Below are 24077 nucleotides of genomic sequence, written 5' to 3'. Positions count from 1 at the left end.
GATCCCGGCCATGCCGCCCGTCCCCAATCGTTTGCCAGGAGATTCCATGGCCTCCCGCATCGTCCGTGCCGCCTGTCCGCACGATTGTCCCGATACCTGTGCCTTGCTGGTCACCGTCGAGGACGGCCGCGCCACCAAGGTGGCGGGTGATCCGGACCACCCTGGCACCCAGGGCGTGCTTTGCACCAAGGTGTCGCGCTATACGGACCGCACCTACCATCCCGACCGCCTGCTGACACCGATGAAGCGGGTCGGCCCCAAGGGCGAAGGCAAGTTCGTGCCGATTTCCTGGGACGAGGCGCTGGACACCGTGGCTACCCGCCTGTCGGCCATCGCCGGGCGGGATCCGCAGGCGATCGTGCCGTATAGCTATGCCGGCACCATGGGCCTGGTGCAGGGCGAGAGCATGGCGGCGCGTTTCTTCCACAAGCTGGGCGCCTCGCTGCTCGACCGCACCATCTGTGCCAGTGCCGGTGCAACCGCGCTGCGCTATACCTACGGCGCGAGTATCGGCATGGACATCGAGCATGTTCCCGACGCCAGGCTCATCATCATCTGGGGCGGCAACCCGATTGCCTCCAACCTGCACTTCTGGACACGCGTGCAGGAAGCCAAGCGGCGCGGCGCCACGCTGGTGGCGATTGACCCGTACCGGTCGCTGACCGCCGAAAAATGCCATCGCCATATCGCCCTCATGCCCGGCACGGACGGCGCGCTGGCGCTGGCGATCATGCATGTGCTGATGCGCGACGATCTGCTCGATCACGAGTACATCGACAGCCACACGGTGGGGTTCGAGGCACTGCGCGAGCGTGTGCGGGCCTATACGCCGGCGCATGCGGCCAAGCTGTGCGGCATCGACCCCGAGGACATCGAGTGGCTGGCCGGCCTCTACGGGCAACTGGCGGTGCGCGAGCGCCAGCCGGTGGTGATCCGGCTGAACTATGGCATGCAGCGCTCCCACGGCGGCGGCCAGGCGGTGCGCGCTGTCGCCTGCCTGCCGTCGCTGGTGGGGGCGTGGCGCCATGCGGCCGGCGGCCTGCAACTGTCCACTTCGGGCTTCTTCCCGGTGGACAACGCGGCACTGCAACGGCCGGACCTGCTGCCGGACCTGCCGGCGTTGCCGCGCACGGTCAATATGAGCACCATCGGCGATGCGCTGCTGGACGCCGGCGGCGAGAGCGGACCCAGGATCGAGGCGCTGGTGGTCTACAACAGCAACCCGGTGGCGGTGGCGCCGCAGTCGACCAAAGTGGCGGAAGGCTTCGCGCGGGAAGACCTGTTCACCGTGGTGCTGGAGCAGTTCCGCACCGATACCGCGGACTATGCCGATATCCTGCTGCCGGCCACCACCCAGCTCGAGCATGTGGACGTGCACAAAGCCTACGGGCATACGTACTTCCTCGCCAACAACCAGGCCATCGCTCCGTTGGGCGAGGCGCTCCCCAATACCGAGATCTTCCGCCGGCTGGCGCAGCGCATGGGCTTTGACGAGCCGTGCTTTGCCGACAGCGACGAAGACATTGCCGCCCAGGCCATCGTGGCGACCGACCCGCGCGCCGCCGGCATCAGCTGGGAATCCCTCAAGGCGCAGGGCTGGCAGAAGCTCAACCTGCCGGCGGCGCCGCTGGCCGAAGGCGGCTTCTTCACGGCATCGGGCAAGTGCGAGTTTTACTCGGAGGCCATGCGCCGCGACGGCCTCGATCCCTTGCCCGGCTATGTGCCGCCCTACGAGACGCCCGCCTCCGCGCCGGAACTGGCGGCGCGCTATCCGCTGGCGATGATCTCGCCGCCCGCGCGTAACTTCCTCAACAGTACTTTCGTCAATGTCGACAGCCTGCGCGCAACCGAGGGCGAGCCGCACCTGGATATCCATCCCGAGGATGCAGCGCCCCGAGGCATCGTCAACGGCGGCATGGTGCGCGCCTTTAACGACCGGGGCAGCATGATGGCGCGGGCCCGCGTGACAGACCGCGCGCGGCGCGGGCTGGTGGTGGGGCTGTCGATCTGGTGGAAAAAGCTGGCGCCGGACGGCAAGAACGCCAACGAGCTGACCAGCCAGCGGCTGACCGACCTGGGCCGTGCTCCGGTGTTCTACGATTGCCTGGTGCAGGTAGAAGCAGCAGCGCCCGCCAGGATGGCGCAGGCGGAACCGGCGGCGTCCGCACTGGCATCATGATCCGGCGGCCGGCACGCGCGCTACAGGCCCTGGCTACGCTGGGGCTTGCCGCGTTGCTGGCCGGCTGCGACACGATTGGCTATTACGCGCAGTCCATCGGCGGCCACTTCGGCGTGATGGCGGAAGCCCGGCCATTGCCGGATGCCATCGCCGCGGCGCAGGAAGCCAAGGATACGCGGCTGGCACAGCGCTTGGCGCAGGCCGGCAGCATCCGCGATTTCGCCTCGCACGAGCTGAAGCTGCCCGATAACGGCAGCTACCGGCGCTACGCCAACCTGCATCGGCAGTATGCGGTGTGGAGCGTGTTCGCTACCCCCGAGCTGTCGATGGAACTGCACAAGTGGTGCTTCCTGGTGGTGGGCTGCATCAGCTATCGCGGCTACTACGCCCAGTCCGATGCGGACAGCTATGCGGAAGGGCTGCGCAAGCAGGGGCTCGAGCCCTACGTCGCCGGCATTCCGGCCTATTCGACGCTGGGTTACTTTGACGACCCGTTGCTCAACACCTTCGTCTACCAGCCGGAAGGCGAGCTGGCCAGGCTGATCTTCCACGAACTGGCGCACCAGGTGGTCTATGTGCGCAACGACACCACCTTCAACGAGTCCTTTGCCACCGCAGTGGAAACGGCCGGCGTGGAGCGCTGGTTGGCGTTGGCGGCATCTCCCGATGCCCGCGCCAGCTATCTCCAGTACGACATGCGCCGCCAGCAATTCCGCGCCATGCTGCTGGACACGCGGGACCGGCTGGACGCGCTCTATCGCTCGCCCGTGCCCGACGAGGTCAAGCGCGCCGGCAAGGCGGAAATCTTCGCCGGCCTGCGCGCGCGCTATGCGCAGCTCAAGGAGGAGTGGGGCGGCTACACCGGCTACGACCGCTGGTTCGAGCGCCCGCTGACCAATGCGCAACTGGCCGCCGTGGCGACCTACCAGCAATGGGTGCCGGCCTTCACGGCGCTGCTGGCGCAGAGCGGCGGCGACTGGACCGCTTTCTATGCCGCGGCGCGGCGCATTGGAGACCTGCCGCGCGACGAGCGTGACGCCGCCTTGCGCCAGTTGGCGCCGCCGGCCAGCGGTGGCGATGTGCAGACCGCCGGCGAGAGCGGTGCCACGGTTGGCGCTGCGATGGGGGCGGTACGTGCCGGGGGCGCACCTGATACGCCGTCCGCGCCCGCGGCGGCCGGTCCTGTGACCGGCGCCAAGCCCTGATGCCGTGACGTCGCCGATGTCACGAAGACCGGAATCGGCGCACTAGGCGCCCGCCGGGCGCTTCATCCGGCAGGCCGACGGCAGGTTCAGGTCCCGCCCCGCCGTCACGCCGTCGAGGCGGAAGCCGTATTGCGTGCCTTCCACGCCCACCTTGACAGACTTGCCGTCCACCGGTGCAATCGTCGACACAACCTGCGGCAACAGCAACTGGTGATCGCCCTTGCGCATCAGCACATCTCCCACGGGCGACTGGTATTGCATGCCTTCGAGCGCAAATGCAACACTGGTGGGATCGTCGGATTTCGCGCGGCGGATCGCCTCGCTCAGCATTTGCACGGAGATCAGTACGCGCGGGGCGAAGTATTCGCCGGCCGGCGTCTGCTTCACCCGGGCTGCCAGCGCCGCCAGCACCGGATCGTCGCTGTTGGGCAGGTATTCGGCCACCCACGTCAGGTGCGCGTTCTTCGCCTGCGACACGGCCAGCACCGTGCCGGGCGCGCCGCCCCCGCTGTGGTTCAGGTAGTTCAGCTCATAGCCGGCGTCGCCCGCGGCCTTGATCAGCAGGCTCAAGTCCTGGCCCCAGTTTCCCGTGACCACGGTATCGGCGCCGCTTTCCTTGATCCTGCTGACATACGGCGCGAAGTCCTTGACCCTGGCCAGCGGGTGCAGCGCCTCGCCGACGAACTGCACATCGGGCCGAGCGCCGGCGATCATCTGCCGGCCCAGCGCGGCCCAGATGCGGCCCTGGGTGTAATCCTGGTTGAGCAGGTACACCTTGTGCATGCTTTTTTGCTCGCGCGCGAAATTGGCCAGCGCGCGCATCTTCATCGCCGTGTTGGCCTCGGTGGCGAAATGCCAGAAGCTGCAGCGCGCGCCCGTCAGGTCGGGGTCGAGCGAGGCGTAGTTGATGATCAGGATGCGCTGCGCGGGGTTGCGCTCGTTGTTCCGGTTGGCGGCCTCCACCAGCGCGGTCACCACCGGCGAGCCGGAGGCGCCGGTGAATACCACGCGGACGCCGGCATCGATCGCGCTTTGCAGTGCCGTCAGGCTTTCCTGCGGAGAGAGCTTGTTGTCGTAGCTGAGCAACTCGTAGTTGCGCCCCAGCACGCCGCCCTGGGCATTGGCGTCGTCGAGCGCGAACTTCAGGTTGGCCTGGAAGATCTGCCCGACATTGGCCAGCGGCCCGGATAGCTGGTCGATGAAGGCGACCTTGATGGGCGGCGCGCTGGTGGCCTGGGCCTGGGCCGGGGCTTGCGCCTGTGCCTGCAGGGGCAGGCCCGCGGCGAGCGCGAACGCGGCGGCGGCCGCGCAGCGCATGAGCACACCTGCCGCGCGCGTAGCGATCCGGGCGGCGGCGCCCGCTGCGTGCTTCAAGTCGTGGGGCATGGCTTGTCTCTCTCCTGTGGGCATTACCACGTGTCGATGAAGCGGCGCGATTCGGCGCGGCGCGTTTCGTCCAGCGGCGGTACCGAGGCCAGCCCGCGCAGCAGCCAGTGCCGGGTGTCGGCGGGGTCGATGACCGCATCGATCTCCAGGTGACTCGCCATGTTAAGGGCGCGCCCGCGCTGGTAGGCCGCTTCCACCATACGCGCAAACAGCGCTTCGCGTTCGGCCGGGTCGGCCACGGCTTCCAGTTCCTTGCGAAAGCCCAGCCGGATCGATCCCTCGATGCCCATCGCGCCRAATTCGCCGCTGGGCCACGCCGCGGTGAAGAAGGGCGCGGAGAAACTGCCGCCGGCCATGGCCTGCGCCCCCAGGCCATAGCCCTTGCGCAGCACCACGGTAAAGAAGGGCACGCGCAGCGCACCGGCGGTGACGAAGAGCCGCGAGACGTGGCGCACCGTGGCGGTCTTCTCGGCCTCCGGGCCGACCATGAAGCCGGGCGTGTCGCACAGCGAGACGATGGGCAATCCATGCGCATCGCACAACTGCATGAAGCGCGCGGCCTTGTCGGCGGCCGCGGCATCGATGGCGCCGCCCAGGTGGCGGGGGTTGTTGGCGATGCAGCCGAAAGCGCGCCCCTCGATGCGGAGCAGCGCGGTGATGATGCCGTTGCCAAAGGCGGCGCGCAACTCCAGCACGGAATCGTGATCGGCGAGCGCGGCGAGCACGCTGCGCATATCGTAGCTGCGCAGCCGGTTCTCCGGGATCAGGTGGCGCAGCGCGCGGGCGTCGCCCGCCTGCCATTCGGGCAGGTCGCGCTGGAAGTAGGAGAGGTAGCGGCGTGCCGCGTCCACGGCGGCAGTTTCGTCGTCGACCAGGACGTCGATCACGCCGTTGGGCGCTTGCACGCTCACGGGGCCAACTTCCTCGGGCGCGAATACGCCCAGGCCGCCGCCTTCGATCATGGCCGGGCCGCCCATGCCGATGGTGGCGCTGCGGGTGGCGATGATGACGTCGGCGCAGCCCAGCAGCGCGGCATTCCCTGCAAAGCAGCGGCCGGAGACGATGCCCACCAGCGGTACCTGTCCGGATAGCCGCGCGAACTGGATGAAGGACGTGCAGTCCAGTCCGGCCACCAAGGGTATGTCGGTATCGCCGGGCCGGCCGCCGCCGCCCTCGGCGAACAGCACCACCGGCAGGCGCCACTGGCGCGCCAGCGCCAGCATGCGGTCCAGCTTCTTGTGGCCGTAGAAGCCCTGCGTGCCGGCCAGCACTGTGTAGTCGTAGGCCAGCACCATGCAGCGCGCGTCGGCTGTGGGGAAACTTCCGGCATTGACGGTGCCGATGCCGGTGACGATGCCGTCGGCCGGCGTTGCGCGTTCCAGGTCTTCGACGCTGCGGCGCTGGCGCTGGGCGGCAATGGCGAGCGCGCCGTATTCGATGAATGAGTTGGCATCGCACAGTTGCGCGATGTTTTCCCGCGCGGTGCGTCCGCCCTGGCGATGGCGCTTGTCCACCGCCTGCGCGCGCGCCGCGTCCTGCGTGAGTGCCTGGCGCGCCAGGGCGTCGCGCAGGTCGGCGCGGATATGGGCCGGATCCACGGTGGCGCCCGCATCCATCGCATGGTGGCTGCCGTCGTGCGCGGACAGCGCGATCACCGGCGCGCCGGTGCGCAGCACATCGCCGGCCGCGGCCAGCACGCGCAGGACTTCTCCCGCCACCGGCGCTTCCAGTGGATGTTCCATCTTCATGGCTTCGATGATGGCGAGCGATTGCCCGCGCCGCACGATGTCGCCGGGGCACACCTGCACCGCGGCCAGCGCGCCGTCCATGGGCGCGGTGACGAGTTCGGCATCGTCCGGCAGGTCGTCCAGTTGCGCGGAGCCCGACGCCTGGACGTTCGCGGTTGCGCCTGTCGCGTGCAGCGCCGGATGGGCCTGGTCGCCGTCCCGCAACTGTGCGGCCATCGCCGGTAGCGCGGCATCAAGGTATTGGGTGTGGACGTTATTGCGCCGCACATCCTCGCGCAGCAGCAGGTCCTGCAGCAGCCTGCGGTTGGTGTCGATGCCTTCGATACGGAATTCGCACAGGGCGCGATAGGCATGGGACAGCGCGCGCTGGTAGTCGCCGCCAGGTTCATGCACGATCAGCTTGGCCAGCAGCGAGTCGAAGCGCGGGTTGACCGTCATGCCCGCATGACCGGCGCCGTCCACGCGCACGCCGGGGCCGCTGGGCGGCTCGTAGGCGTCGATGCGGCCGCTGGCGGGGCGCAACTGGCCCTGTGCGTCGAGGTGCTCGGCGTTGATGCGCAACTGCACCGCGATGCCGCGCGGCGCGGGCGGCTGCGCCAGTCCAAGCTGGGCCAGCGTCTTCCCGGCGGCGATGGCCAGCTGCGCCTGGACCAGGTCCACGCCCGTCACCACCTCGGTGACGGTGTGCTCCACCTGGAGGCGCGGGTTGGCCTCCATGAACCAGAACCCGCCGTCCGCGCCCACCAGGAATTCAAACGTGCCGATGCCACGATAAGCGCTGGCGCGCGCCAGCGTCACCGCGGCCTGCGCCAGCCGCGCGCGCATGGCATCGTCCAGCGACGGGCTGGGCGCCATCTCCACCAGCTTCTGGTGGCGCCGCTGCAGGCTGCATTCGCGCTCGCCCAGTGCGATCACGCCGCCTGCGGCATCCGCCACCACCTGGATCTCGATATGGCGGGGCGCGTGCACGATGCGCTCGACATATACGGCGCCGTTGCCGAACGCGGCCGTGGCTTCGGACACGCAGCGGGCATAAGCCTCGTCGATGTCCGCCGCGGCGTGCACCGCGCGCATGCCGCGGCCACCGCCGCCGGCCAGCGCCTTGATCATCATGCCGACATCGGCGCCTGGCGCATGCAGCGACGCGAAGAACGCGTGCGCGGCTGCCAGCGTGGTTGGGCCGGTGGAGCCCGGCACCACGGGCACATTGCACTCGCGCGCCAACGCGCGCGCCCGTGCCTTGTCGCCGAACAGGCGCAGCACATCGGGGGCGGGGCCCACGAAGGTGAGGCCGGCATCCAGGCAGGCCTGGGCGAATTCCGCGTTCTCGGACAGCAAGCCGTAGCCGGGGTGGACCAGGTCGCAGCCGCTGCGGGTGGCCGCGGCCACCACTTGCGCGATATCGAGATAGGCGCGCGGACCGGTGCCGGGCAGCGCAACGGCGCCGTCGGCCTTGCGCACGTGGAGGGCGTCGCGGTCGTCTTCGCTGTACAGGGCGACGCTCTCCAGCCCCGCGCCCGCGGCGGCGCGTGCGATGCGGATGGCGATTTCACCGCGATTGGCGATCAGTAGCTTGCGGAACGTCATGATGCGAAGGAGTTGGACAGCGCTGAATAAGGAAAGACCATGGCGGCTCAGCCAAGCTGCCCGGCCAGCGGCGCCAGGTCCTGCTTGCGCACCTTGCCCGTCGCGGTGAGCGGCAGGGCGTCGACGATATGCACCAGCGGCACCTTGTACACCGCCATATTGGCGCGGCACCACTGCACCAGCGCTGTGTTGTCGACGGTGCCGACGGCTTCGGGCTTGAGCATGACAAAGGCCACGGGCAACTGGCCACGGTCTTCATCGGCGCGCCCCACCACCGCGGAGCCGAGAATGGCCGGATGCTGGCCCAGCAGCGCCTCGATCTCGGCAGGAAAGACGCTCATGCCATTGACCTTGAGCATCTCCTTGCGCCGGCCCAGGTAATGGAGATAACCCTGCTCGTCGATGGAGCCGATGTCGCCGGTGTGGAACCAGCCGTTGCGCAGCGATTCGCGCGTGGCGTCGGGTTTGTTCCAATAGCCCTTGAGCAGGGTCGGCGTGCGCACGCACAGTTCGCCTTCGGCGCCCGGCGGCAGCAGTTCGCCGCTGTCGAAATCGCAGATCTTGAACTCGGTGCCGGGGACGGGCAGCCCGACAAAGATGGGCTGGGCCCGCAGGTCCAGGTCGTCGTCCTGCATGCCGCAGGTAAAGGTATTGCAGGTCTGCGTCTCGGTCATGCCCCAGGCGGTCTCGGCGATGACCGAGCCGGTCAGCGCCTGCCAGGCGCGGCGGTAGGGCAGGTTGAGCTTCTTGACGAAGGACGATACGCCGACATGGCGCAGCGAGCGCAACTGGTATTGCGCCGCGCGCGGATGCTCCATCACCTCGACCGCGTTGTCCACCAGCATCGAGGCATTGGTGACGCGGTAGCGCTGGACTGCCGCCATGAAGGTCTCGGGATCCCAGCGCGCCAGCAGCACCAGCGGGATGCCGAAGAAGGCGGGGAAGATCAGGCAGAGGTTTTCGCCGGCGATCCAGAACTCGGGGAAAAAGCCCAGCATGACGCTGTCGTGGGTGATGTCCAGTGAAACGGCGCCGAACGCGGCTGCCATGTCGACCATGTCGCCTTGCGTGTGGATGCAGCCCTTGGGCAGCCCGGTGGTGCCGCCGGTGTAGTTGAGCGCGGCCACCGCGTCGAGCGATGGCGCCGCCGTGGGCGCCGCGTGCGTGCACGCGGCCATGGCCGGCAGCAGGTCGATGGCGCGGTCGTCCGCTTCGCATTGGTAGCGTGGCGCCTGCACCATGGGCGGCAGCGCCAGCGTGGGCTCGGCGGGGACCATGTCGGCGAAACTGGTCACGAACAGCAGCGAGAGCGGATCCTGTGCGCCGAGCGCGGCGCGCGTTTCGCGCACCAGCGGCACCAGCTGGTCGAGTGCGATCAGGGCGCAAGGCGTGCTGTCGCTCAATGCGTGCTGCAACTCGGCGCGCTGCGATAGCGGGCTGACCGGCACGTAGACCGCGCCCAGCTTGAGGATGCCGAAGAAGACGATGTGGAACTGCGGGCAATTGGGCATCAGCACCGCCACCCGGTCGCCGGCGCCGATGCCGTGCGCCGCCAGCAGCGCGGCACAGCGGTCGCTTTGCGCATCGAGCTGGGCGTAGCTGGTTTCGTGGCCGTAGAAGATCACCGCCGGGCAGTCGGGGCGGGCGCGGCCCCAGTGCCGCAGCATCTCCGTGAGCGGCTGGCGCCCCAGCGGATAGTGCGGCGAGCGCGGGGTGCGCTCGGGCCACGCGCGCTGCCAGCGTGCGTGCAGGTCTGCCAGGTAGGCGGTCTCGTCCATTGGCGGTGTCTCCTTGCTGGTGGGCCGCCAAGCCGGTAGGCTGGCGAAATTTACTCTTTGGTATATTTATGTACCCTTGGGTATGATCCTATTGGCATCGCCACCATGCGTCAAGTCGGGATCCCAGGCCGTGGCGAGGTGGCGAGCGGAACATGTCCACGAGGACCGCCAGGCCTTCCCGGGCCCGGCGCCATGCGAGAATCGCGTCATGCCGACTGCACAGAAAACCGCTCCCGCCATCAAGTCCAGCGAGACCGAGCCGGAAATGACACCGGAGATCGCGCTGGATACTGCTCCCGCCCGCTCGCATATCACCGAGCGGCAGGAAGCCCGCCGCCGCCAGATTCTCGATACCGCCGCACAGCTCTTCTATACCAAGGGCTATCCCGGCATGACGATGAACGACCTGTGCCGCGCACTGGGCGTGACCAAGCCCGCGGTCTATTACTACTTCACGGACAAATACGAGATCTTCGACATCCTGTGCCGGGAGTCGGCCCAGACCTGCCTGCCGGTCATCCGCGAGACCGCGGATCCCGCGCTGCCGGTGCGCGAGCGGCTGCAGGCCTGTCTGCTGGAAATGGCGCGCCGCTGCATCGCCTGCTATGTGCCGGCCACGTTGAGCTTTCGCGATAACCAGTACCTGCGGCCGGAAACGGTGGCCTGGCTGGGCAATATGGCGCGCGCCTTTTACCGCGACCTCTATGCCCTGCTGGAGGAAGGCAAGCGTATCGGCGTATTCAGCTATGGCGACGCGCGCGTCGCCGCGCATGCAATCGGCAGCGTCGTTGGCTTCATGTACACCTGGCACGAGCCCGGACGCATGGAAGCGGAAGCGCTGGCGCGGGAACTGGCTACCAATATGATGAAGATGGTGCTGCCGGCGCACGCCTGACGGTTGCCGCGACGGAGCTAGGGGAATTCCCGAGTCCTCATTGAACTGTGCGCTAAACTTCACGTCAGAAGGTGTGCGGCATCCAGAGGACTTCATCTAACGTGTTGTCTTAAGCGGGACGCACGTTTAGCATCTGTCGAAAATCGAACGATCATTCAGAAATCAGGAGACGGCGCATGGAAAGACTGTGGCTGAAGCATTACCCGGCCGGCGTACCCGCCGAGATCGATAGCAGCCAGTTTCGCTCGCTGGCCGAGTTGCTTGAGGCATCCTTTCGCACCTACGCCGATCGCCGCGCCTTTGTCTGTATGGACAAGTCGATCACCTACGGCGAGCTCGACCGCCTCTCCCGGCAATTCGCCGCATGGCTGCAGTCGCGCGGGCTCAAGCCCGGCGCGCGCGTGGCCATCATGATGCCCAATGTGCTGCAGTATCCGGTGGTGCTGGCCGCCGTGCTGCGCGCCGGCTTCGTCGTGGTCAACGTCAATCCGCTCTACACCCCGCGCGAACTGGAGCACCAGCTCAAGGACAGCGGCGCCGAGGCCATCGTCATCCTGGAGAACTTCGCCACCACGCTGCAGCAAGTGCTGTCCGCCACGCCGGTCAAGCACGTGGTGGTGGCCAGCATGGGCGACCTGCTGGGCGGCCTCAAGGGGGCGATCGTCAATTTCGTGGTGCGCAACGTCAAGAAGATGGTGCCGGAGTGGGAGCTGCCGAACTGCGTGCGCTTCAATACCGTGCTGGAGGAGGGCCGCGGCATGCAGCTGCAGCCTGCCAATACAGGGCCAGATGACATCGCCTTCCTGCAGTACACGGGCGGCACTACCGGCGTGTCGAAGGGCGCGGTACTGCTGCACCGGAATATCGTCTCCAACGTGCTGCAGTCCGAAGCCTGGATGCAGCCCGCGCTGGCCAAGGGCGCGCCGATCGACCAGGTGATCACCATCACCGCGCTGCCGCTGTATCACATCTTCGCGCTGACGGTCTGCTGCCTGCTGGGCATGCGCAGCGGCGGCCTGAGCGTGCTGATCCCCAATCCGCGCGACATCCCCGGCTTTATCAAGGAACTGCAGAAGTACAAGTTCAATATGTTCCCGGCGGTCAACACCCTGTACAACGCGCTCATCAACAACCCGGAGATCGACAAGGTCGACTTCTCCGGCCTGCGCGTGGCCAACGGCGGGGGCATGGCCGTGCAGGAAGCGGTGGCGAAGAAATGGCTGGCCARGACCGGCTGTCCGATCATCGAGGGCTATGGCCTGTCGGAAACCTCGCCGTCGGCCACCTGCAACCCCACGGATACCGACGCGTTTTCCGGCACCATCGGCCTGCCGATTCCCTCGACCGACATCGCCATCCGCGACGACGATGGCCGCGACGTGCCGCTTGGCCAGCCCGGCGAGATCTGCATTCGCGGCCCGCAGGTGATGGCCGGCTACTGGAACCGCCCGGACGAGACCGCCAAGGTCATGACGCCCGACGGCTTCTTCAAGACCGGCGATATCGGGGTGATGGACGAGCGCGGCTATACCAAGATCGTCGATCGCAAGAAAGACATGATCCTGGTGTCCGGGTTCAACGTGTATCCGAACGAAATCGAAGGCGTGGTTGCGGAATGCCCCGGCGTGCTCGAGGTGGCGGCAGTGGGGGTACCCGACGAGCATTCGGGCGAGGTGGTCAAGCTGTTCGTGGTCAAGAAGGACCCCGGGCTGACCGAGGCCGAGCTGATTGCCTTCTGCAAGGAACGCCTGACCGGTTACAAGCGGCCCAAGTACGTGGAGTTCCGCGGCGAGTTGCCCAAGACCAACGTCGGCAAGATCCTGCGCCGCGAATTGCGCGATACCCGCAAGGCTGCCTGAGCGAGGCCGCCAGCGACGGAAAAACGGCCTCCCGCGCGGAGGCCGTTTTTCATTTGGCGCGGGGATTCGTCAGCATTCGCGCGAAGGCGCAAGCCGCGGCTCGAGAGCGCCATCGGGATAGACCATCCGTACGCAGGCACCCGGCTCCAGGCCAGGCGCCGCCGGACCATTGACGGTGGTGCGGCTGCCATCGAGGGCCACCACCGTGTATTGGTACAGGTCCATCTGCGGCTGCGGCGGCGGGTTGAGCAACCGGTTCAGGTCGATGGAAAAACCAACGCTGCCGCCGCTCCAGCCGCCGCCGCCCCAGGCCGCGCCACCAACGCCTACCGCGGAATTCACCGCGCCGGCATCCGGTATATCGATCCGGCCCGCCAGCGTCTTCGCGCTGATGCGCCCAAGCTTGATGGTGGCATTGAGTGGCGTGATCTGCGGCCCCGGCGGCGCGCTCTGGCAAGCGGCTGCCAACAGCAGTGGCAGCAGCAAGGCGGCAAGCGCGGGCAGTCCCGGCCGGCGAGTGTTCATGCGCTCACCAGGCCAGCCTTGAGCTTGCCCAGCAGGCGGAACAGCGCGCGCCGGTCGGCTTGCGGCAGGCCGCTGAACAACTGCTCGATCCATGCCTCGTGCGCGCGCGCCATTCCGGAGAACGCCGTGCGCCCGGCAGGGGTGAGCCGGATCAGGTAGGCGCGGCGATCGCTTGGCAGCGCCTCGCGCGAAACCAGGCCTTCCTGCTGGAGCTGGTCGGTGATGCCGGTGACGTTGCCGCCGGTGACCATCATGCGGCGCGACAGCTCGCCCATCTTCAGGCCTTCGGGATGGCGGTCGAGCTGGGACATCAGATCGAAGCGCGGCAAGGTACAGGCGAAATCCTGGCGCAGGCGCGATCGGATGTCGGACTCGACCAGGTTGGTGCAGGTCAGCAGCCGCAGCCACAGGCGCAGGGCATCATGGGTGGTGTCTTCGGCGCGGGTTTCGAGATCGACCGGCGCCTCTTCGGCGCCGGCCTTCTCAGGGATTCCGGAGGTCCCGGAGTTCCCGGCAGCTTCGGCGGCAGGTGTGATGGGCATCGCGGCACGCAGGTTGTTTGATGCCTCAAGTATATGCGCTCGCGTGCGGCCACGGGCCGCAAGGGGCCTCAATCCACCTTGGCGCCCGAATCCTTGACGACCTTGGCCCACTTGGCGTGTTCGGCGCGAATAAAGGCCGCGAACTGCTCCGGCGTATTGCCGACCGGCTCCGCGCCCTGGGCCTGCATCTTCTCCCGCACCGCTGGCGTGGCTAGCGAGCGGGCGACTTCCTGCTGGATGCGCGCGACGATGTCGTGCGGTGTACCTGCGGGTGCCAGCAGGCCGAACCAGGAACTGGCCTCGAAGCCGGGCAGGTGACCGGCTTCGGCCACCGTCGGCACGCCGGGCAGCGCCGGAGAGGGTTTGGCGCTGGTGACCGCCAGCGCCTTGAGCTTGCCGGACTTGATCAGCGCCATCGACGAAGGCAGGTTGTCGAACATCAGCTGCATGGTGCCCCCGGCCAGGTCGGTCAGTGCCGGGCCGCTGCCTTTGTAGGGGAAGTGCACCATGAAGGTACGGGTCTGGGTCTTGAACAACTCGCCGGCGAGATGGATCGAGGTGCCGTTGCCGCTCGATGCCATATTGAGCTTGCCGGGATTGGCGCGCGCGTAGGTAATCAGGTCGTTGACGCTGTTGATGCGGTTCTGCTGGGCGAAGGCCGGATTGACCACCAGCACATTCGGCACCGAAGCCACCTCGGTGATGGGTGCGAAGTCCTTGATCGGGTCGAATGGCAGCTTGCCATAGAGCGACTGGTTGATGCCATGCGTGCCGACCGTGCCCATCAGCAGCGTGTAGCCATCCGGCGCTGCCTTGGCCACCATGTCGGCGCCGATGTTGCCCCCCGCGCCCGGCCGGTTGTCGACCACCACATTCCATCCCTGCAGCTTCGACAGTTCGGCGGCCACCGCGCGGGCGAGGATGTCGGTGGTGCCGCCGGCGGGGAACGGAACCACCAGTCGGATCGGCTTGTTGGGGTAAGGGTCGGCGGCCAGCGCGGGGGCTTGCCAGGCTAAGGCGCCAAGGCATGCGCCGGCGATAGTGGCCAGCAGCATCTGGGCCGCGCGGCGGCGGGTGCGGTGCATGGGCTGTCTCCTTGTTGGTTTTGCGGCCGCACGGCACGATTTGAATGCGGCCGAAGAGGTTGCTGCATTGTAGTGTCGGCATAACAAAGTGCCGATGGGGTGATGCCCTAGGATGGAGCGCGAGGCGCGGCCGGAAAGCAAAAAAGGCACCCGAAGGTGCCTTTGCAAAAGAACGCGGATGCGCTCAGAACTTGTGGCGGATACCCACGGCCGCGCCGATCATGGTGTTCTTGCCGGTGCCGAGGAAGTAGCCATTGGCGAAGCTGATCGCCGAGGTGTCGAAGTTCAGGCCTGCATTCTTCGAGAATGCGGTGGTCAGGTAGACGTCGGTGCGCTTGGACAGGTTGTAGTCGGCGATGAACCCGATCTGCCAAGGGTTCGTGACGTTCACATTGTTCAGCTTGATAACGTCGTCGTAGGTGTACTGCAGCGTCAGGCCCAACGCCGGCAGGACCTGATAGTTAGCGCCAATCCAGTAGTAGTTGTCACGCAGCAGGGCCGTGCCGTTCTGTGCCTTGGACTGACCCCAACGATAGCCGCCCATAATCTTGGCCGCGCCGAAGGCATAGCTGCCTGCTACCGCGGCCTTTTTGAAGGTGCCGGTGTCGCCGGCCGCGCTCAGGGTCGGGTTGTACTGGTCGTAGGCGACGGTCACGCCGAACGGACCGGCAGCGTATGCTGCACCGGCGCCGTAGCCCGTATCACGGCGGAACTGTCCCGGGACTTCGCCGTTGCCGGCCACGCCGTTGCCGAACGACCAGTGGGCGATGGCGGTTACCGGGCCGAATACGCCGGTGTACTTGGCGGTATTGTCCGAGCGGAAGTTCAGGCCGAGCTGGGCCACCACCGGTTCATACTGGGTGGCATAGCCGCTGGGCGAGAAGTTGGCGAGCAGGTCGAACAGCGTGGTGTACTGGCGACCGAAGGTGAAGCGGCCAGCCTGGGCGCTTTCCAGGCCGACGTACGCTTGACGACCGAACATGCGGCCGCCCTGCTGAAGCGATCCATTGTCAAGGCCGAAACCACTTTCGAGCACGAACAGGGCTTTCATGCCGCTGCCCAGGTCTTCCACGCCACGCAGACCCCAACGCGAACCGGACAGGCCGCCGGACGACATGCGGTACAGGTTGTTGCCCTGGCCGGCATTAAAGCCGTTGGCAATCGTCGGCGTTTGCGAGCCCATGTGACTGACGTATTCGAGGTTCATATCCGCCACGCCGTACAGCGTCACGCTGGACTGTGCCTGTGCGGCACTCGCAAATGCACCCAGCGCAGCCAGCGCGAGAAGCGATTTTTTCATGCTCGATGATCTCCATGTAAGAATTATTGGTGGTCAGCGGAGAAACCTCCTGAGTCTCCATGCACCGCTTACCCAACTTCGTCAGAAGCTGCCAAGTACTGTAACAAACCGCCCCCTTTTCACAATCGGGGCGACTGCCCTTGTCAGCTTTTCACAACTCAGGGTTTTGGAGTATCGGATGCGGCAGGCACTGGCCTAGCGGGGGGGGGGCTGCAGGGCGGGGCGCGATGCGCTCACGGTACAATGCGGGAAATCCCGAGGCGATTTCACAAGCGTTGTGTCCGCCTCGGCGGGAGCGGGCGGCGCGCCTGTCCCGAGCAACCACCAGCGATGCATTCATGGATAACTTGATTCGCGAATTCGATGTGGCCTTGCGCGCGATCGCAGGCGTCACCCGTGCCAGCCGCGCCAATCCGGCGGAAACGCTCGCGCCCGATACGGACAGCCTCGACCAGTCGCAACGCCGCCATGTGGCCGGGCTCATGCGGGTCAACCACGTGGGCGAGGTTTGCGCGCAGGCTCTTTACCAGGCGCAGAAGCTGACCGCGCGGACCGCGCAGGTGCGCGCGCAGATGGACGAGGCCGCGCGCGAGGAAGAAGACCACCTCGGCTGGTGCGCCGAGCGTCTGCGCGAGCTTGGCTCGCGTCCGAGCCTGCTCAACCCGCTCTGGTATGCCGGCGCGTTTGCCATCGGCTGGGCTGCGGGGCGGACAGGTGACCGGGTCAGCCTGGGTTTCGTGTCCGAGACCGAGTATCAGGTCGAGCAGCACCTTAACGGCCATCTTGAACAGATTCCCGTTGCCGACGCCCGCTCGCGCGCGATCCTGGAACAGATGCGCGACGATGAGGTCCGCCACGGCGCCGCCGCCCGCGAGGCGGGTGGCATGCCGCTGCCCGCGCCGGTGCGGGCGATGATGCGAGCTGCCTCCCGGGTCATGACCACCGCCGCGTACCGGATCTGACGGCGCTACGGTACGGCGCAGGATGAATCCCCGCGGCATTCGCCGCTCGCCACGCGCAGTTGCCTGGCGCAGCGCGGCAACTGGCACCCTCCGTACGCAGGGTAGACGCCAAAACGTTGTATCCTTCCATCGGTCCCGTGTGGCTGAATTTCGTGCCGCAGGCAGTTCCTCCCCTTGCTGTTCTCAGGTGGTTTCTCTGCTTTCCTCCATAAGATCTTCATTTCATTAGGGATTCACTTTTTCGGTGCGTGAAGTGTGCGCGCTAAGTCATTGTTCTAATTCAAAAAACCCGGTTTGTTGCCTTGCTGCGAGCCTTGACCCGCCAAATCGCTTCCTCTAAAGTGGGAAATAGTGTGAGGAAGTGTATTTTTGTGTGAAAAGGTAGTCTGGCTGTGGGATCATCGCCCAACGTCGGATTCCGAAGGATTCACGCGCCAACCGGCAGTAAAGATGCCGGCGCGGATCGGGGGCTAGCTTGTTTCAGGGAGCATCGGCGCTGTCACTGGATGCCAAGGGCCGGATGTCGATTCCGGCGCGGCACCGTGAAGCGCTGCAACAGCAGGCCGAAGGCCGGGTGACGCTGACCAAGCACCCGGACGGCTGCCTGCTGCTGTTTCCCCGCCCTGAATGGGAAAATTTCCGTAGTCGCATTGCGGCCTTGCCGATGGACGCGCATTGGTGGAAGCGCATCTTCCTGGGCAATGCCGCTGACGTCGACATGGACGGCGCGGGTCGGGTGCTGATTGCCCCCGAGCTGCGCAATGCCGCCATGCTCGACAAGGAAGTCATGCTGCTTGGAATGGGCAGCCATTTCGAAGTCTGGGACGCCGCAACCTACGCCGCCAAGGAACAGCAGGCGATGGCACAGGGCATGCCGGATGCATTGAAGAACTTCTCTTTCTGACGAGGTCATGAGCTCAACCCAAACGCCAGGGACCACCGCCCTGCGCCATCGCACCGTGCTGCTGGACGAGGCTGTCGAAGCCCTGGTCTGGCGGCCGGATGGCGTCTACGTGGACGGCACCTTCGGCAGAGGGGGGCACAGCCGGGCAATATTGGCCCGGCTGGGCCCGGCCGGAGCCCTGGTGGCATTCGACAAGGATCCGGCAGCAATCGCAGAGGCGGGCACCATCAAGGATGCCCGCTTCTCCATTGAGCACACCAGCTTCGCCGAGATGTCGGACCGGTTGGCAGGACGCGGCAAGGTAACCGGGATACTGCTCGACCTGGGGATCAGCTCGCCCCAGATCGACGATGCGGAGCGGGGCTTTTCCTTTCGCTTCGAGGGACCGCTGGACATGCGCATGGACACCACGCGCGGCATTACCGCCGCGCAATGGCTGGCGCAAGCGGATGAGCAAGACATCGCGAGGGTGATACGGGACTATGGGGAAGAACGGTTTGCTGTACAGATTGCAAAGGCGGTTGTTGCTCGCAGGAGCGAACCCGGCCATGGCGGACCTCTCACCACTACTGCCGAGCTTGCCGCGCTCGTGGCGAAAGCCGTCAAAACACGCGAGAAGGGTCAGGACCCTGCGACCCGCACCTTTCAGGCTCTACGGATTCACATCAATCAAGAGCTTGCGGACCTCGAAAGAGGCCTGAGCGCGGCTTACGACTTGTTGCAGGCAGGAGGGCGGCTGGTGGTCATCAGCTTTCACTCGCTTGAGGACCGCATCGTCAAGCGGTTCATGCAGGCGCACGCCCGTCCGCAGCAGAACGCCGACCCCGCCATGCGCCGCGCGCCTCTGCGCGCCGACCAGTTGCCGCAGCCCACGCTGAGGCTGCTCGGCCGGGTCAAGCCGGGCGCCGAAGAGATCGCCGCCAACCCGCGCGCGCGCTCGGCGGTGATGCGCGTGGCCGAGAAGCTGCCCGCCGTATCCGCATCCACCGAGCAGGCGGGCCGCGCATGAACCGCCTGACCTTTTTCCTGCTGGCAGCACTGATGCTGTGCGCGCTCTCGCTCGTGAGCGCTCAGCACCAGGCCCGGACCCTGTTCGTCGCCTACGAGCGTGCGCAGGCGGAAGAAAAGCAGCTCGACATCGACTGGTCCCGCTTGCAGTACCAGCAGAGCGCGCTTGGCAAGAGCGCACGCATTGCCGAAGCGGCGCGCACGCAGCTGAAGATGACGCCGGTACTTCCCGGCAGGACCCAATATCTGGCCGGCGTGGTGCTTGATGCGCCACCTGCGAACGCGCCTGCGGCCGCCGCGCCGGAGGGGAGCAAGCCATGACCATCGCCCGGCCCTCGCAAAACGCCCAGCGCGGAAACCCTTCGCGCCCACGCACCGGCCAGTTCGCGGCCAGCCCCGTGCTTGGCCTGCGCCTGCCGATGTGGCGCTCCAAGCTGGTGGTTTTCATGATGTTCGCCGCCTTCGTCGCCTTGGCCGGACGCGCGCTGTGGATCCAGGGTCCGGGCAACCAGTTCTATGAGGCCGAGGGCAAGAAGCGATTCCAGCGCACCCTCGAGTTGCCGGCAACACGCGGCAAGATCCTCGACCGCAATGGCCTGGTGCTGGCTACCAGCCTTCCCGTGAAGGCGATCTGGGCGGTCCCCGAGGACGTTCCGGACGAAATCGACGCGGACAAGATTCGCCAGTTGAGCAAGCTGCTCGACATGAGTGACAAGGAACTGCGCCGCAAGTTTACGGAGGACAAGAGCTTCGTTTACCTGAAGCGCCAGGTGCTGCCGGACGCCGCGGACAAGATCGCCGCGCTCAAGATCGACGGCATTCACCAGACCCGCGAATACAAGCGCTTCTACCCGGAGGGCGAGGCGATGGCGCACATCGTCGGCTTTACCAATGTGGAAGACCGCGGCCAGGAAGGCGTGGAACTGGCGCGCGAGGCTGTGCTGGCCGGGAAGTCCGGTGCGCGCCAGGTGATCAAGGACCGCCTCGGCCGCGTGGTGGAGGATGTGGGCATCCTCAAGGCGCCGCGCGACGGCGAGGACCAGCAGCTCTCGATCGACGCCAAGATCCAGTACCTGGCCCACAACGAGGTCAAGGCCATCGTCGAGCGCAGCAAGGCCAAGGCGGCCAGCGCCGTGGTGCTCGACGCGCAGACCGGCGAGGTGCTGGCGCTGGCCAACTGGCCGACCTACAACCCCAACGACCGCACCCGGCTGTCGGGCGAACAGCTGCGCAACCGGGTGCTGACCGATACCTTCGAGCCGGGTTCGATGATGAAGCCGATCACGGTCGGCCTAGCACTGCAGCTCAAGCGCGTCACGCCGTCGACGGTCTTCGTCACTACCGGCAAGTTCAACTACGAAGGCGCCACCATCAGCGACACCCATAATTACGGGTCGTTGACGGTCGCCGGCATTATCCAGAAGTCGAGCAACATCGGCACGACCAAGATCGCGATGCTGCTCAAGCCGCAGGAAATGTGGGATATGTATACCAGCCTGGGCCTGGGGCAGGCGCCCAAGATCGGCTTCCCGGGCGCGGTGGCGGGACGGGTGCGCCCGTTCAAGAGCTGGCGGCCCATCGAGCAGGCGACCATGTCCTATGGCTACGGCCTGTCCGTGTCGCTGTTCCAGATCGCCCATGCCTACACCATCTTCGCCCATGACGGCGAACTGATCCCGGTCACGATGTTCCGTGCCAATGGCCCGGTTACCGGAGAGCGCGTGCTGTCGCCCGAAGTGGCGCGCCAGGTGCGAGCCATGCTCGAGACCGTGACGGCGCCCGGCGGCACCGCGCCCGAGGCGCAGGTGATGGGCTACCGGGTGGGCGGCAAGACCGGCACCGCCTACAAGCACGTTGGCCGCGGCTACGACCGCAGCAAGTATCGCGCTTCCTTCATCGGCCTGGCGCCGATGTCGAACCCGCGCGTGATCGTGGCCGTCAGCGTGGACGAGCCCACCTCCGGCAGCCACTACGGCGGCGCCGCGGCGGGCCCGGCTTTCGCGGCGATTACCGGTGGCGCGCTGCGTGCGCTCAATGTGCAGCCGGATTCGCCGATCCGACAACTCGTGGTGAGCGACAAGGTGCAGGAAAGCGAACCGTGGAGCGCGACGCAATGAGCCAGCCACTGCTTCCCCTCGAAGTGGCCGCACAGGCCGGCGACGCGCTGGACTGGTTGCACCAGCACGCGCCGGCCGGCGCCAGGCTGACCGGTGACACGCGCCGGCTGACCCAGGGCGACGTTTTCTTCGCCTACGTGCTCGGCAACGAGCGCCTGGCGACCGATGCGCGCCCGCATATTGCCCAGGCCATCGCCCGCGGCGCCAGCGCGATCGTCCACGAGGCCGATGGCTTTGCCTGGCCGCACGGCGAGACCGTGCCGCACCTTGGTGTGTCGGGCCTGCACCAGCTCGCCGGCCCGATCGCCGCGGGCTGGTATGGCAACGGCGCGCGCGATCTCGCGGTGACCGGCATCACGGGTACCAATGGCAAGACTTCGTGCAGCCAGTGGCTGGCGCGCGCGCTGCAGGCGGCCGGTACGCGCTGTGCCACCATCGGCACCCTTGGCACCGGTTTTCCTGATGCGCTCACGGCTACGGGTTTCACCACGCCCGACGCGGTCCAGTTGCAGGACAGCCTGGCGGAGCTGAATGCCGCCGGCGCGCGAGCCGTGGCAATGGAAGTGTCCTCGCACGGGCTCGAGCAGGGCCGGGTGGCCGGCACGCACTTCGCCGTGGCGGTGCTGACCAACCTGACCCAGGACCATCTCGATTACCACGGCACCATGGCCGAGTACGAGGCGGCCAAGGCTTTGCTGTTCCAATGGCCCGGCCTGCGCGCGGCCGTGATCAACCGTGACGACGCCATGGGCCGGCGCCTGCTGGCTGGCACGCTGGTCACCGGGCAGGTGATCGAATACGGCATCGACGGCGCCGCCGGCGCCACCCGCAAGGGCGGCCAGTGGCTGCGCGCCACCGGCGTGCGCGCCACGGCTGCCGGCACCGCCTTCCATGTCGACGGCAGCTTCGGCGGCGCCGATGTCGCCACGCCGATGATCGGCGAGTTCAATGTCAGCAACCTGCTCGCCGTGCTCGGCGCCGCGCTCGCCAGCGGCATCGAGTGGGCTGCAGCCATCGACGCGCTGCGCACGCTCAGGCCGGTCGACGGCCGCATGGAGTTGTTCGGTGGCAGCCACGGCGCCCAGGATGGCCCGCTGGCGGTGGTCGATTACGCCCACACGCCGGACGCGCTGGAAAAAACCCTGGCCGCGCTGCGCCCGGTGGCGCAGGCGCGCAAGGGCCGGCTGTGGTGCGTGTTCGGCTGCGGCGGAGACCGCGATCCGATCAAGCGCCCGCTGATGGGCGCGGTGGCCGCGCGCCTTGCCGACGAAGTCGTGCTGACCAGCGACAACCCGCGTAGCGAAGACCCGCTGGACATCCTGAACGCGATCGCCGATGGCATCGACGACCACAGCCACACCCACCTGATCGAAGACCGGGCCGCCGCCATCCTGTATGCCATCAAGCACGCTGCCGCGGCCGACGTGGTGCTGGTGGCCGGCAAGGGGCACGAAGCCACCCAGGAGGTGCATGGCCGCAAGCGGCCATTCTCCGACCGCGAGCACGTCCGGCTGACGCTGGGTACGCGTGGGGTGTCGGCATGACGCAATTCACCATGACTGATCTGCAGCAAGCCGCCGGCTGGATCGCCGGCGCGCGTATTTCCGGGCCCRATGGCGCCGCCAGCCGCGCCTTCTCGCGCGTGCTCACCGACAGCCGCACGGTCCAGCCCGGCGACCTCTTCGTCGCGCTCAGGGGCGAGCGCTTCGATGCGCATGACTTCCTGGCCGATGTGGTGGCGCGCGGCGCCGCCGCGGTCTTGGTGGAGCGCGAGCCCGATGCCGGGCTTGGCATTCCCGCCATCGTGGTGCCCGATACCCGCCTTGCGCTGGGCCAGCTGGCAGCCGGCTGGCGCCGCCGCTTCAGCCTGCCCGCGGTTGCAGTGACGGGCAGCAACGGCAAGACCACGGTCAAGGAAATGATCGCGGCGATCTTCGCCGCGGCGGTAGGGGAGGGCGCCAGGCTCGCCACCGGCGGCAACCTGAACAACGATATCGGCTTGCCGCTGACCGTGCTGCGCCTGACCGACGCGCACCGGCTCGCCGTGCTCGAACTGGGCATGAACCACCCGGGCGAGACGGTTTACCTGGCCGGCATCGCCCAGCCCACCGTGGCCGTGGTGACCAATGCCCAGCGCGAGCACCAGGAGTTCATGGTGAGCGTCGAGGCCGTGGCGCACGAGCATGCGGCGGCCATCGCGGCATTGCCCGCCGACGGCGTGGCGGTGTTTCCGCTCGACGCCGAGGGTGGCGGGGCACATGCCGGCATCTGGCGGCAGGCGGCCGGCCAGCGGCGCGTGCTGTCGTTTGGCCTGGAGGCGGGCGCCGATGTCAGTGCCGGCGTGCATCTGGAAGATGGTGTGCAAGTGATGCAGGTACGGGCGCCCGGCGCCACGTTCGAGGTCCGCCTGTCGGTGCTTGGCACCCACAACGTGCGTAACGCGCTGGCGGCGGTCGCCTGCGCGCTGGGCGCCGGCGTGGGCGTTGAGGCGATCCGCGCCGGCCTGGCCGGATTCGCCGCGGTCAAGGGACGGCTGCAGGTCAAGCACGCTGCCGGCGGCACGCTGGTGATCGACGATAGCTACAACGCCAATCCCGATTCGGTGCGCGCGGCTATCGACGTGCTCGCCGGGTTTGCCGCGCCGCGCCTGCTGGTGCTGGGGGATATGGGCGAAGTGGGCGACCAGGGGCCGGCTTTCCATGCGGAGATCGGTGCCTATGCGAGCGCCCGCGGCATCGAGACGCTATGGGCGACGGGCGCGGCAGTGGTGCACGCGGTGCAGGCCTTTGGCGCGCAGGCCCGGCATTTCGAACGCGCTGAAGACCTCGCGCAGGCGTTGGCGGAAGACAAGGACGGTACCGTGGCGGCAGCAAGCGCGGTACTTGTGAAGGGATCTCGGTTCATGCGGATGGAACGGATGGTGAATGCGCTGGTCGCAGACACTCCCGCGCATTAATCGTCATCAACACTTAATCAAGCAATCAGATAGCCCGGCCA

The 24077-nt window shown here is 67.1% G+C and carries 18 protein-coding genes; 11 read left to right on the top strand and 7 right to left on the bottom strand.

Annotation, left to right across the window (positions count from 1 at the left end; all coding sequences use genetic code 11):
- The first annotated feature begins 46 nt into the window (after window positions 1–46).
- Window positions 47–2179, top strand: a complete 2133-nt coding sequence (locus tag AC1DN0_RS22095; RefSeq protein WP_441625673.1) for a molybdopterin-containing oxidoreductase family protein — start codon at window positions 47–49, stop codon at window positions 2177–2179.
- Window positions 2176–3384, top strand: a complete 1209-nt coding sequence (locus AC1DN0_RS22090) for an aminopeptidase (protein ID WP_441625671.1) — start codon at window positions 2176–2178, stop codon at window positions 3382–3384. The genes AC1DN0_RS22095 and AC1DN0_RS22090 overlap by 4 nt, the downstream gene beginning before the upstream one ends.
- 42 nt (window positions 3385–3426) lie before the next feature.
- Here the strand turns inward: AC1DN0_RS22090 and AC1DN0_RS22085 are convergent, their stop codons facing one another.
- The 3 genes from AC1DN0_RS22085 to AC1DN0_RS22075 all read right to left on the bottom strand — a co-directional run bounded on the left by AC1DN0_RS22085 (window position 3427) and on the right by AC1DN0_RS22075 (window position 9883).
- On the bottom strand, window positions 3427–4701 hold the full coding sequence (locus AC1DN0_RS22085) for a branched-chain amino acid ABC transporter substrate-binding protein (RefSeq protein WP_441625690.1): 1275 nt from the start codon (window positions 4699–4701) through the stop codon (window positions 3427–3429).
- Window positions 4702–4793: 92 nt separating this feature from the next.
- Window positions 4794–8105 carry a carboxyl transferase domain-containing protein gene (locus AC1DN0_RS22080; protein WP_477146007.1) on the bottom strand — a complete coding sequence of 1104 codons (3312 nt, stop codon included), beginning with the start codon at window positions 8103–8105 and terminating at the stop codon, window positions 4794–4796.
- Between the two features lie 47 nt (window positions 8106–8152).
- Window positions 8153–9883 (bottom strand): AMP-binding protein, encoded by a 1731-nt coding sequence (locus tag AC1DN0_RS22075; protein ID WP_441625667.1) that lies wholly within the window; start codon window positions 9881–9883, stop codon window positions 8153–8155.
- 208 nt (window positions 9884–10091) lie between these two features.
- Here AC1DN0_RS22075 and AC1DN0_RS22070 point away from each other — a divergent pair, with 208 nt between their 5' ends.
- Both AC1DN0_RS22070 and AC1DN0_RS22065 read left to right on the top strand, forming a co-directional pair.
- Complete coding sequence (locus AC1DN0_RS22070; RefSeq protein WP_441625665.1) at window positions 10092–10778, top strand: TetR/AcrR family transcriptional regulator; 687 nt, start codon at window positions 10092–10094, stop codon at window positions 10776–10778.
- Between the two features lie 176 nt (window positions 10779–10954).
- Window positions 10955–12637 (top strand): long-chain-fatty-acid--CoA ligase, encoded by a 1683-nt coding sequence (locus tag AC1DN0_RS22065; RefSeq protein WP_477146006.1) that lies wholly within the window; start codon window positions 10955–10957, stop codon window positions 12635–12637.
- Between the two features lie 69 nt (window positions 12638–12706).
- Here AC1DN0_RS22065 and AC1DN0_RS22060 read toward each other — a convergent pair whose 3' ends face one another.
- From AC1DN0_RS22060 to AC1DN0_RS22045, 4 genes are all read right to left on the bottom strand, one after another.
- Complete coding sequence (locus AC1DN0_RS22060) at window positions 12707–13162, bottom strand: hypothetical protein (RefSeq protein ID WP_477102587.1); 456 nt, start codon at window positions 13160–13162, stop codon at window positions 12707–12709.
- Window positions 13159–13704: a MarR family winged helix-turn-helix transcriptional regulator gene (locus AC1DN0_RS22055; RefSeq protein WP_441625659.1), complete on the bottom strand. Its 546-nt coding sequence runs from the start codon at window positions 13702–13704 to the stop codon at window positions 13159–13161. The genes AC1DN0_RS22060 and AC1DN0_RS22055 overlap by 4 nt, the downstream gene beginning before the upstream one ends.
- A gap of 68 nt (window positions 13705–13772) precedes the next feature.
- Window positions 13773–14789, bottom strand: coding sequence for a Bug family tripartite tricarboxylate transporter substrate binding protein (locus tag AC1DN0_RS22050; protein WP_441625657.1), 1017 nt, complete (start codon window positions 14787–14789; stop codon window positions 13773–13775).
- A gap of 184 nt (window positions 14790–14973) precedes the next feature.
- Window positions 14974–16089, bottom strand: a complete 1116-nt coding sequence (locus AC1DN0_RS22045; RefSeq protein ID WP_441625655.1) for a porin — start codon at window positions 16087–16089, stop codon at window positions 14974–14976.
- 338 nt (window positions 16090–16427) lie between these two features.
- Between AC1DN0_RS22045 and coq7 the strand changes: the two genes are divergently transcribed.
- The 7 genes from coq7 (at window position 16428) to AC1DN0_RS22010 (ending at window position 24036) form a co-directional block, all read left to right on the top strand.
- Window positions 16428–17051, top strand: a complete 624-nt coding sequence (gene coq7, locus AC1DN0_RS22040; RefSeq protein ID WP_441625653.1) for a 2-polyprenyl-3-methyl-6-methoxy-1,4-benzoquinone monooxygenase — start codon at window positions 16428–16430, stop codon at window positions 17049–17051.
- 475 nt (window positions 17052–17526) lie between these two features.
- Complete coding sequence (gene mraZ, locus AC1DN0_RS22035) at window positions 17527–17955, top strand: division/cell wall cluster transcriptional repressor MraZ (RefSeq protein ID WP_035875627.1); 429 nt, start codon at window positions 17527–17529, stop codon at window positions 17953–17955.
- A 7-nt stretch (window positions 17956–17962) separates the two neighbouring features.
- The gene (gene rsmH / locus AC1DN0_RS22030) at window positions 17963–18964 is read left to right on the top strand and encodes a 16S rRNA (cytosine(1402)-N(4))-methyltransferase RsmH (protein ID WP_035875626.1); all 1002 of its coding nucleotides are present in this window, start codon (window positions 17963–17965) and stop codon (window positions 18962–18964) included.
- Window positions 18961–19284 (top strand): cell division protein FtsL, encoded by a 324-nt coding sequence (gene ftsL / locus AC1DN0_RS22025; RefSeq protein ID WP_035875624.1) that lies wholly within the window; start codon window positions 18961–18963, stop codon window positions 19282–19284. Before rsmH ends, ftsL begins: the two co-directional genes overlap by 4 nt.
- A complete protein-coding gene (locus AC1DN0_RS22020) occupies window positions 19281–21080 on the top strand; it encodes a peptidoglycan D,D-transpeptidase FtsI family protein (RefSeq protein ID WP_441625650.1) in 1800 nt (599 codons plus the stop codon). Before ftsL ends, AC1DN0_RS22020 begins: the two co-directional genes overlap by 4 nt.
- Complete coding sequence (locus AC1DN0_RS22015; RefSeq protein ID WP_441625647.1) at window positions 21077–22624, top strand: UDP-N-acetylmuramoyl-L-alanyl-D-glutamate--2,6-diaminopimelate ligase; 1548 nt, start codon at window positions 21077–21079, stop codon at window positions 22622–22624. Before AC1DN0_RS22020 ends, AC1DN0_RS22015 begins: the two co-directional genes overlap by 4 nt.
- Window positions 22621–24036: a UDP-N-acetylmuramoyl-tripeptide--D-alanyl-D-alanine ligase gene (locus tag AC1DN0_RS22010; RefSeq protein WP_477146005.1), complete on the top strand. Its 1416-nt coding sequence runs from the start codon at window positions 22621–22623 to the stop codon at window positions 24034–24036. The genes AC1DN0_RS22015 and AC1DN0_RS22010 overlap by 4 nt, the downstream gene beginning before the upstream one ends.
- Window positions 24037–24077: the final 41 nt, after the last annotated feature.

This window comes from Cupriavidus sp. 05N39 (genome assembly GCF_056397325.1).
The sequence above is the reverse complement of the archived record's forward strand: the minus strand, read 5'-3'. Positions and strand labels throughout refer to the sequence as shown.

Excerpts from the sequence above, each read along its gene's own strand:
- AC1DN0_RS22050 (WP_441625657.1), bottom strand. The coding sequence starts at position 14,789 with ATGCACCGCACCCGCCGCCGCGCGGCCCAGATGCTGCTGGCCACTATC.
- ftsL (WP_035875624.1), top strand. The coding sequence starts at position 18,961 with ATGAACCGCCTGACCTTTTTCCTGCTGGCAGCACTGATGCTGTGCGCG.
- AC1DN0_RS22045 (WP_441625655.1), bottom strand. The coding sequence starts at position 16,089 with ATGAAAAAATCGCTTCTCGCGCTGGCTGCGCTGGGTGCATTTGCGAGT.
- AC1DN0_RS22085 (WP_441625690.1), bottom strand. The coding sequence starts at position 4,701 with ATGCGCTGCGCGGCCGCCGCCGCGTTCGCGCTCGCCGCGGGCCTGCCC.
- AC1DN0_RS22060 (WP_477102587.1), bottom strand. The coding sequence starts at position 13,162 with ATGAACACTCGCCGGCCGGGACTGCCCGCGCTTGCCGCCTTGCTGCTG.
- coq7 (WP_441625653.1), top strand. The coding sequence starts at position 16,428 with ATGGATAACTTGATTCGCGAATTCGATGTGGCCTTGCGCGCGATCGCA.
- AC1DN0_RS22095 (WP_441625673.1), top strand. The coding sequence starts at position 47 with ATGGCCTCCCGCATCGTCCGTGCCGCCTGTCCGCACGATTGTCCCGAT.
- AC1DN0_RS22020 (WP_441625650.1), top strand. The coding sequence starts at position 19,281 with ATGACCATCGCCCGGCCCTCGCAAAACGCCCAGCGCGGAAACCCTTCG.
- AC1DN0_RS22055 (WP_441625659.1), bottom strand. The coding sequence starts at position 13,704 with ATGCCCATCACACCTGCCGCCGAAGCTGCCGGGAACTCCGGGACCTCC.
- rsmH (WP_035875626.1), top strand. The coding sequence starts at position 17,963 with ATGAGCTCAACCCAAACGCCAGGGACCACCGCCCTGCGCCATCGCACC.
- AC1DN0_RS22090 (WP_441625671.1), top strand. The coding sequence starts at position 2,176 with ATGATCCGGCGGCCGGCACGCGCGCTACAGGCCCTGGCTACGCTGGGG.
- AC1DN0_RS22075 (WP_441625667.1), bottom strand. The coding sequence starts at position 9,883 with ATGGACGAGACCGCCTACCTGGCAGACCTGCACGCACGCTGGCAGCGC.
- AC1DN0_RS22015 (WP_441625647.1), top strand. The coding sequence starts at position 21,077 with ATGAGCCAGCCACTGCTTCCCCTCGAAGTGGCCGCACAGGCCGGCGAC.
- AC1DN0_RS22070 (WP_441625665.1), top strand. The coding sequence starts at position 10,092 with ATGCCGACTGCACAGAAAACCGCTCCCGCCATCAAGTCCAGCGAGACC.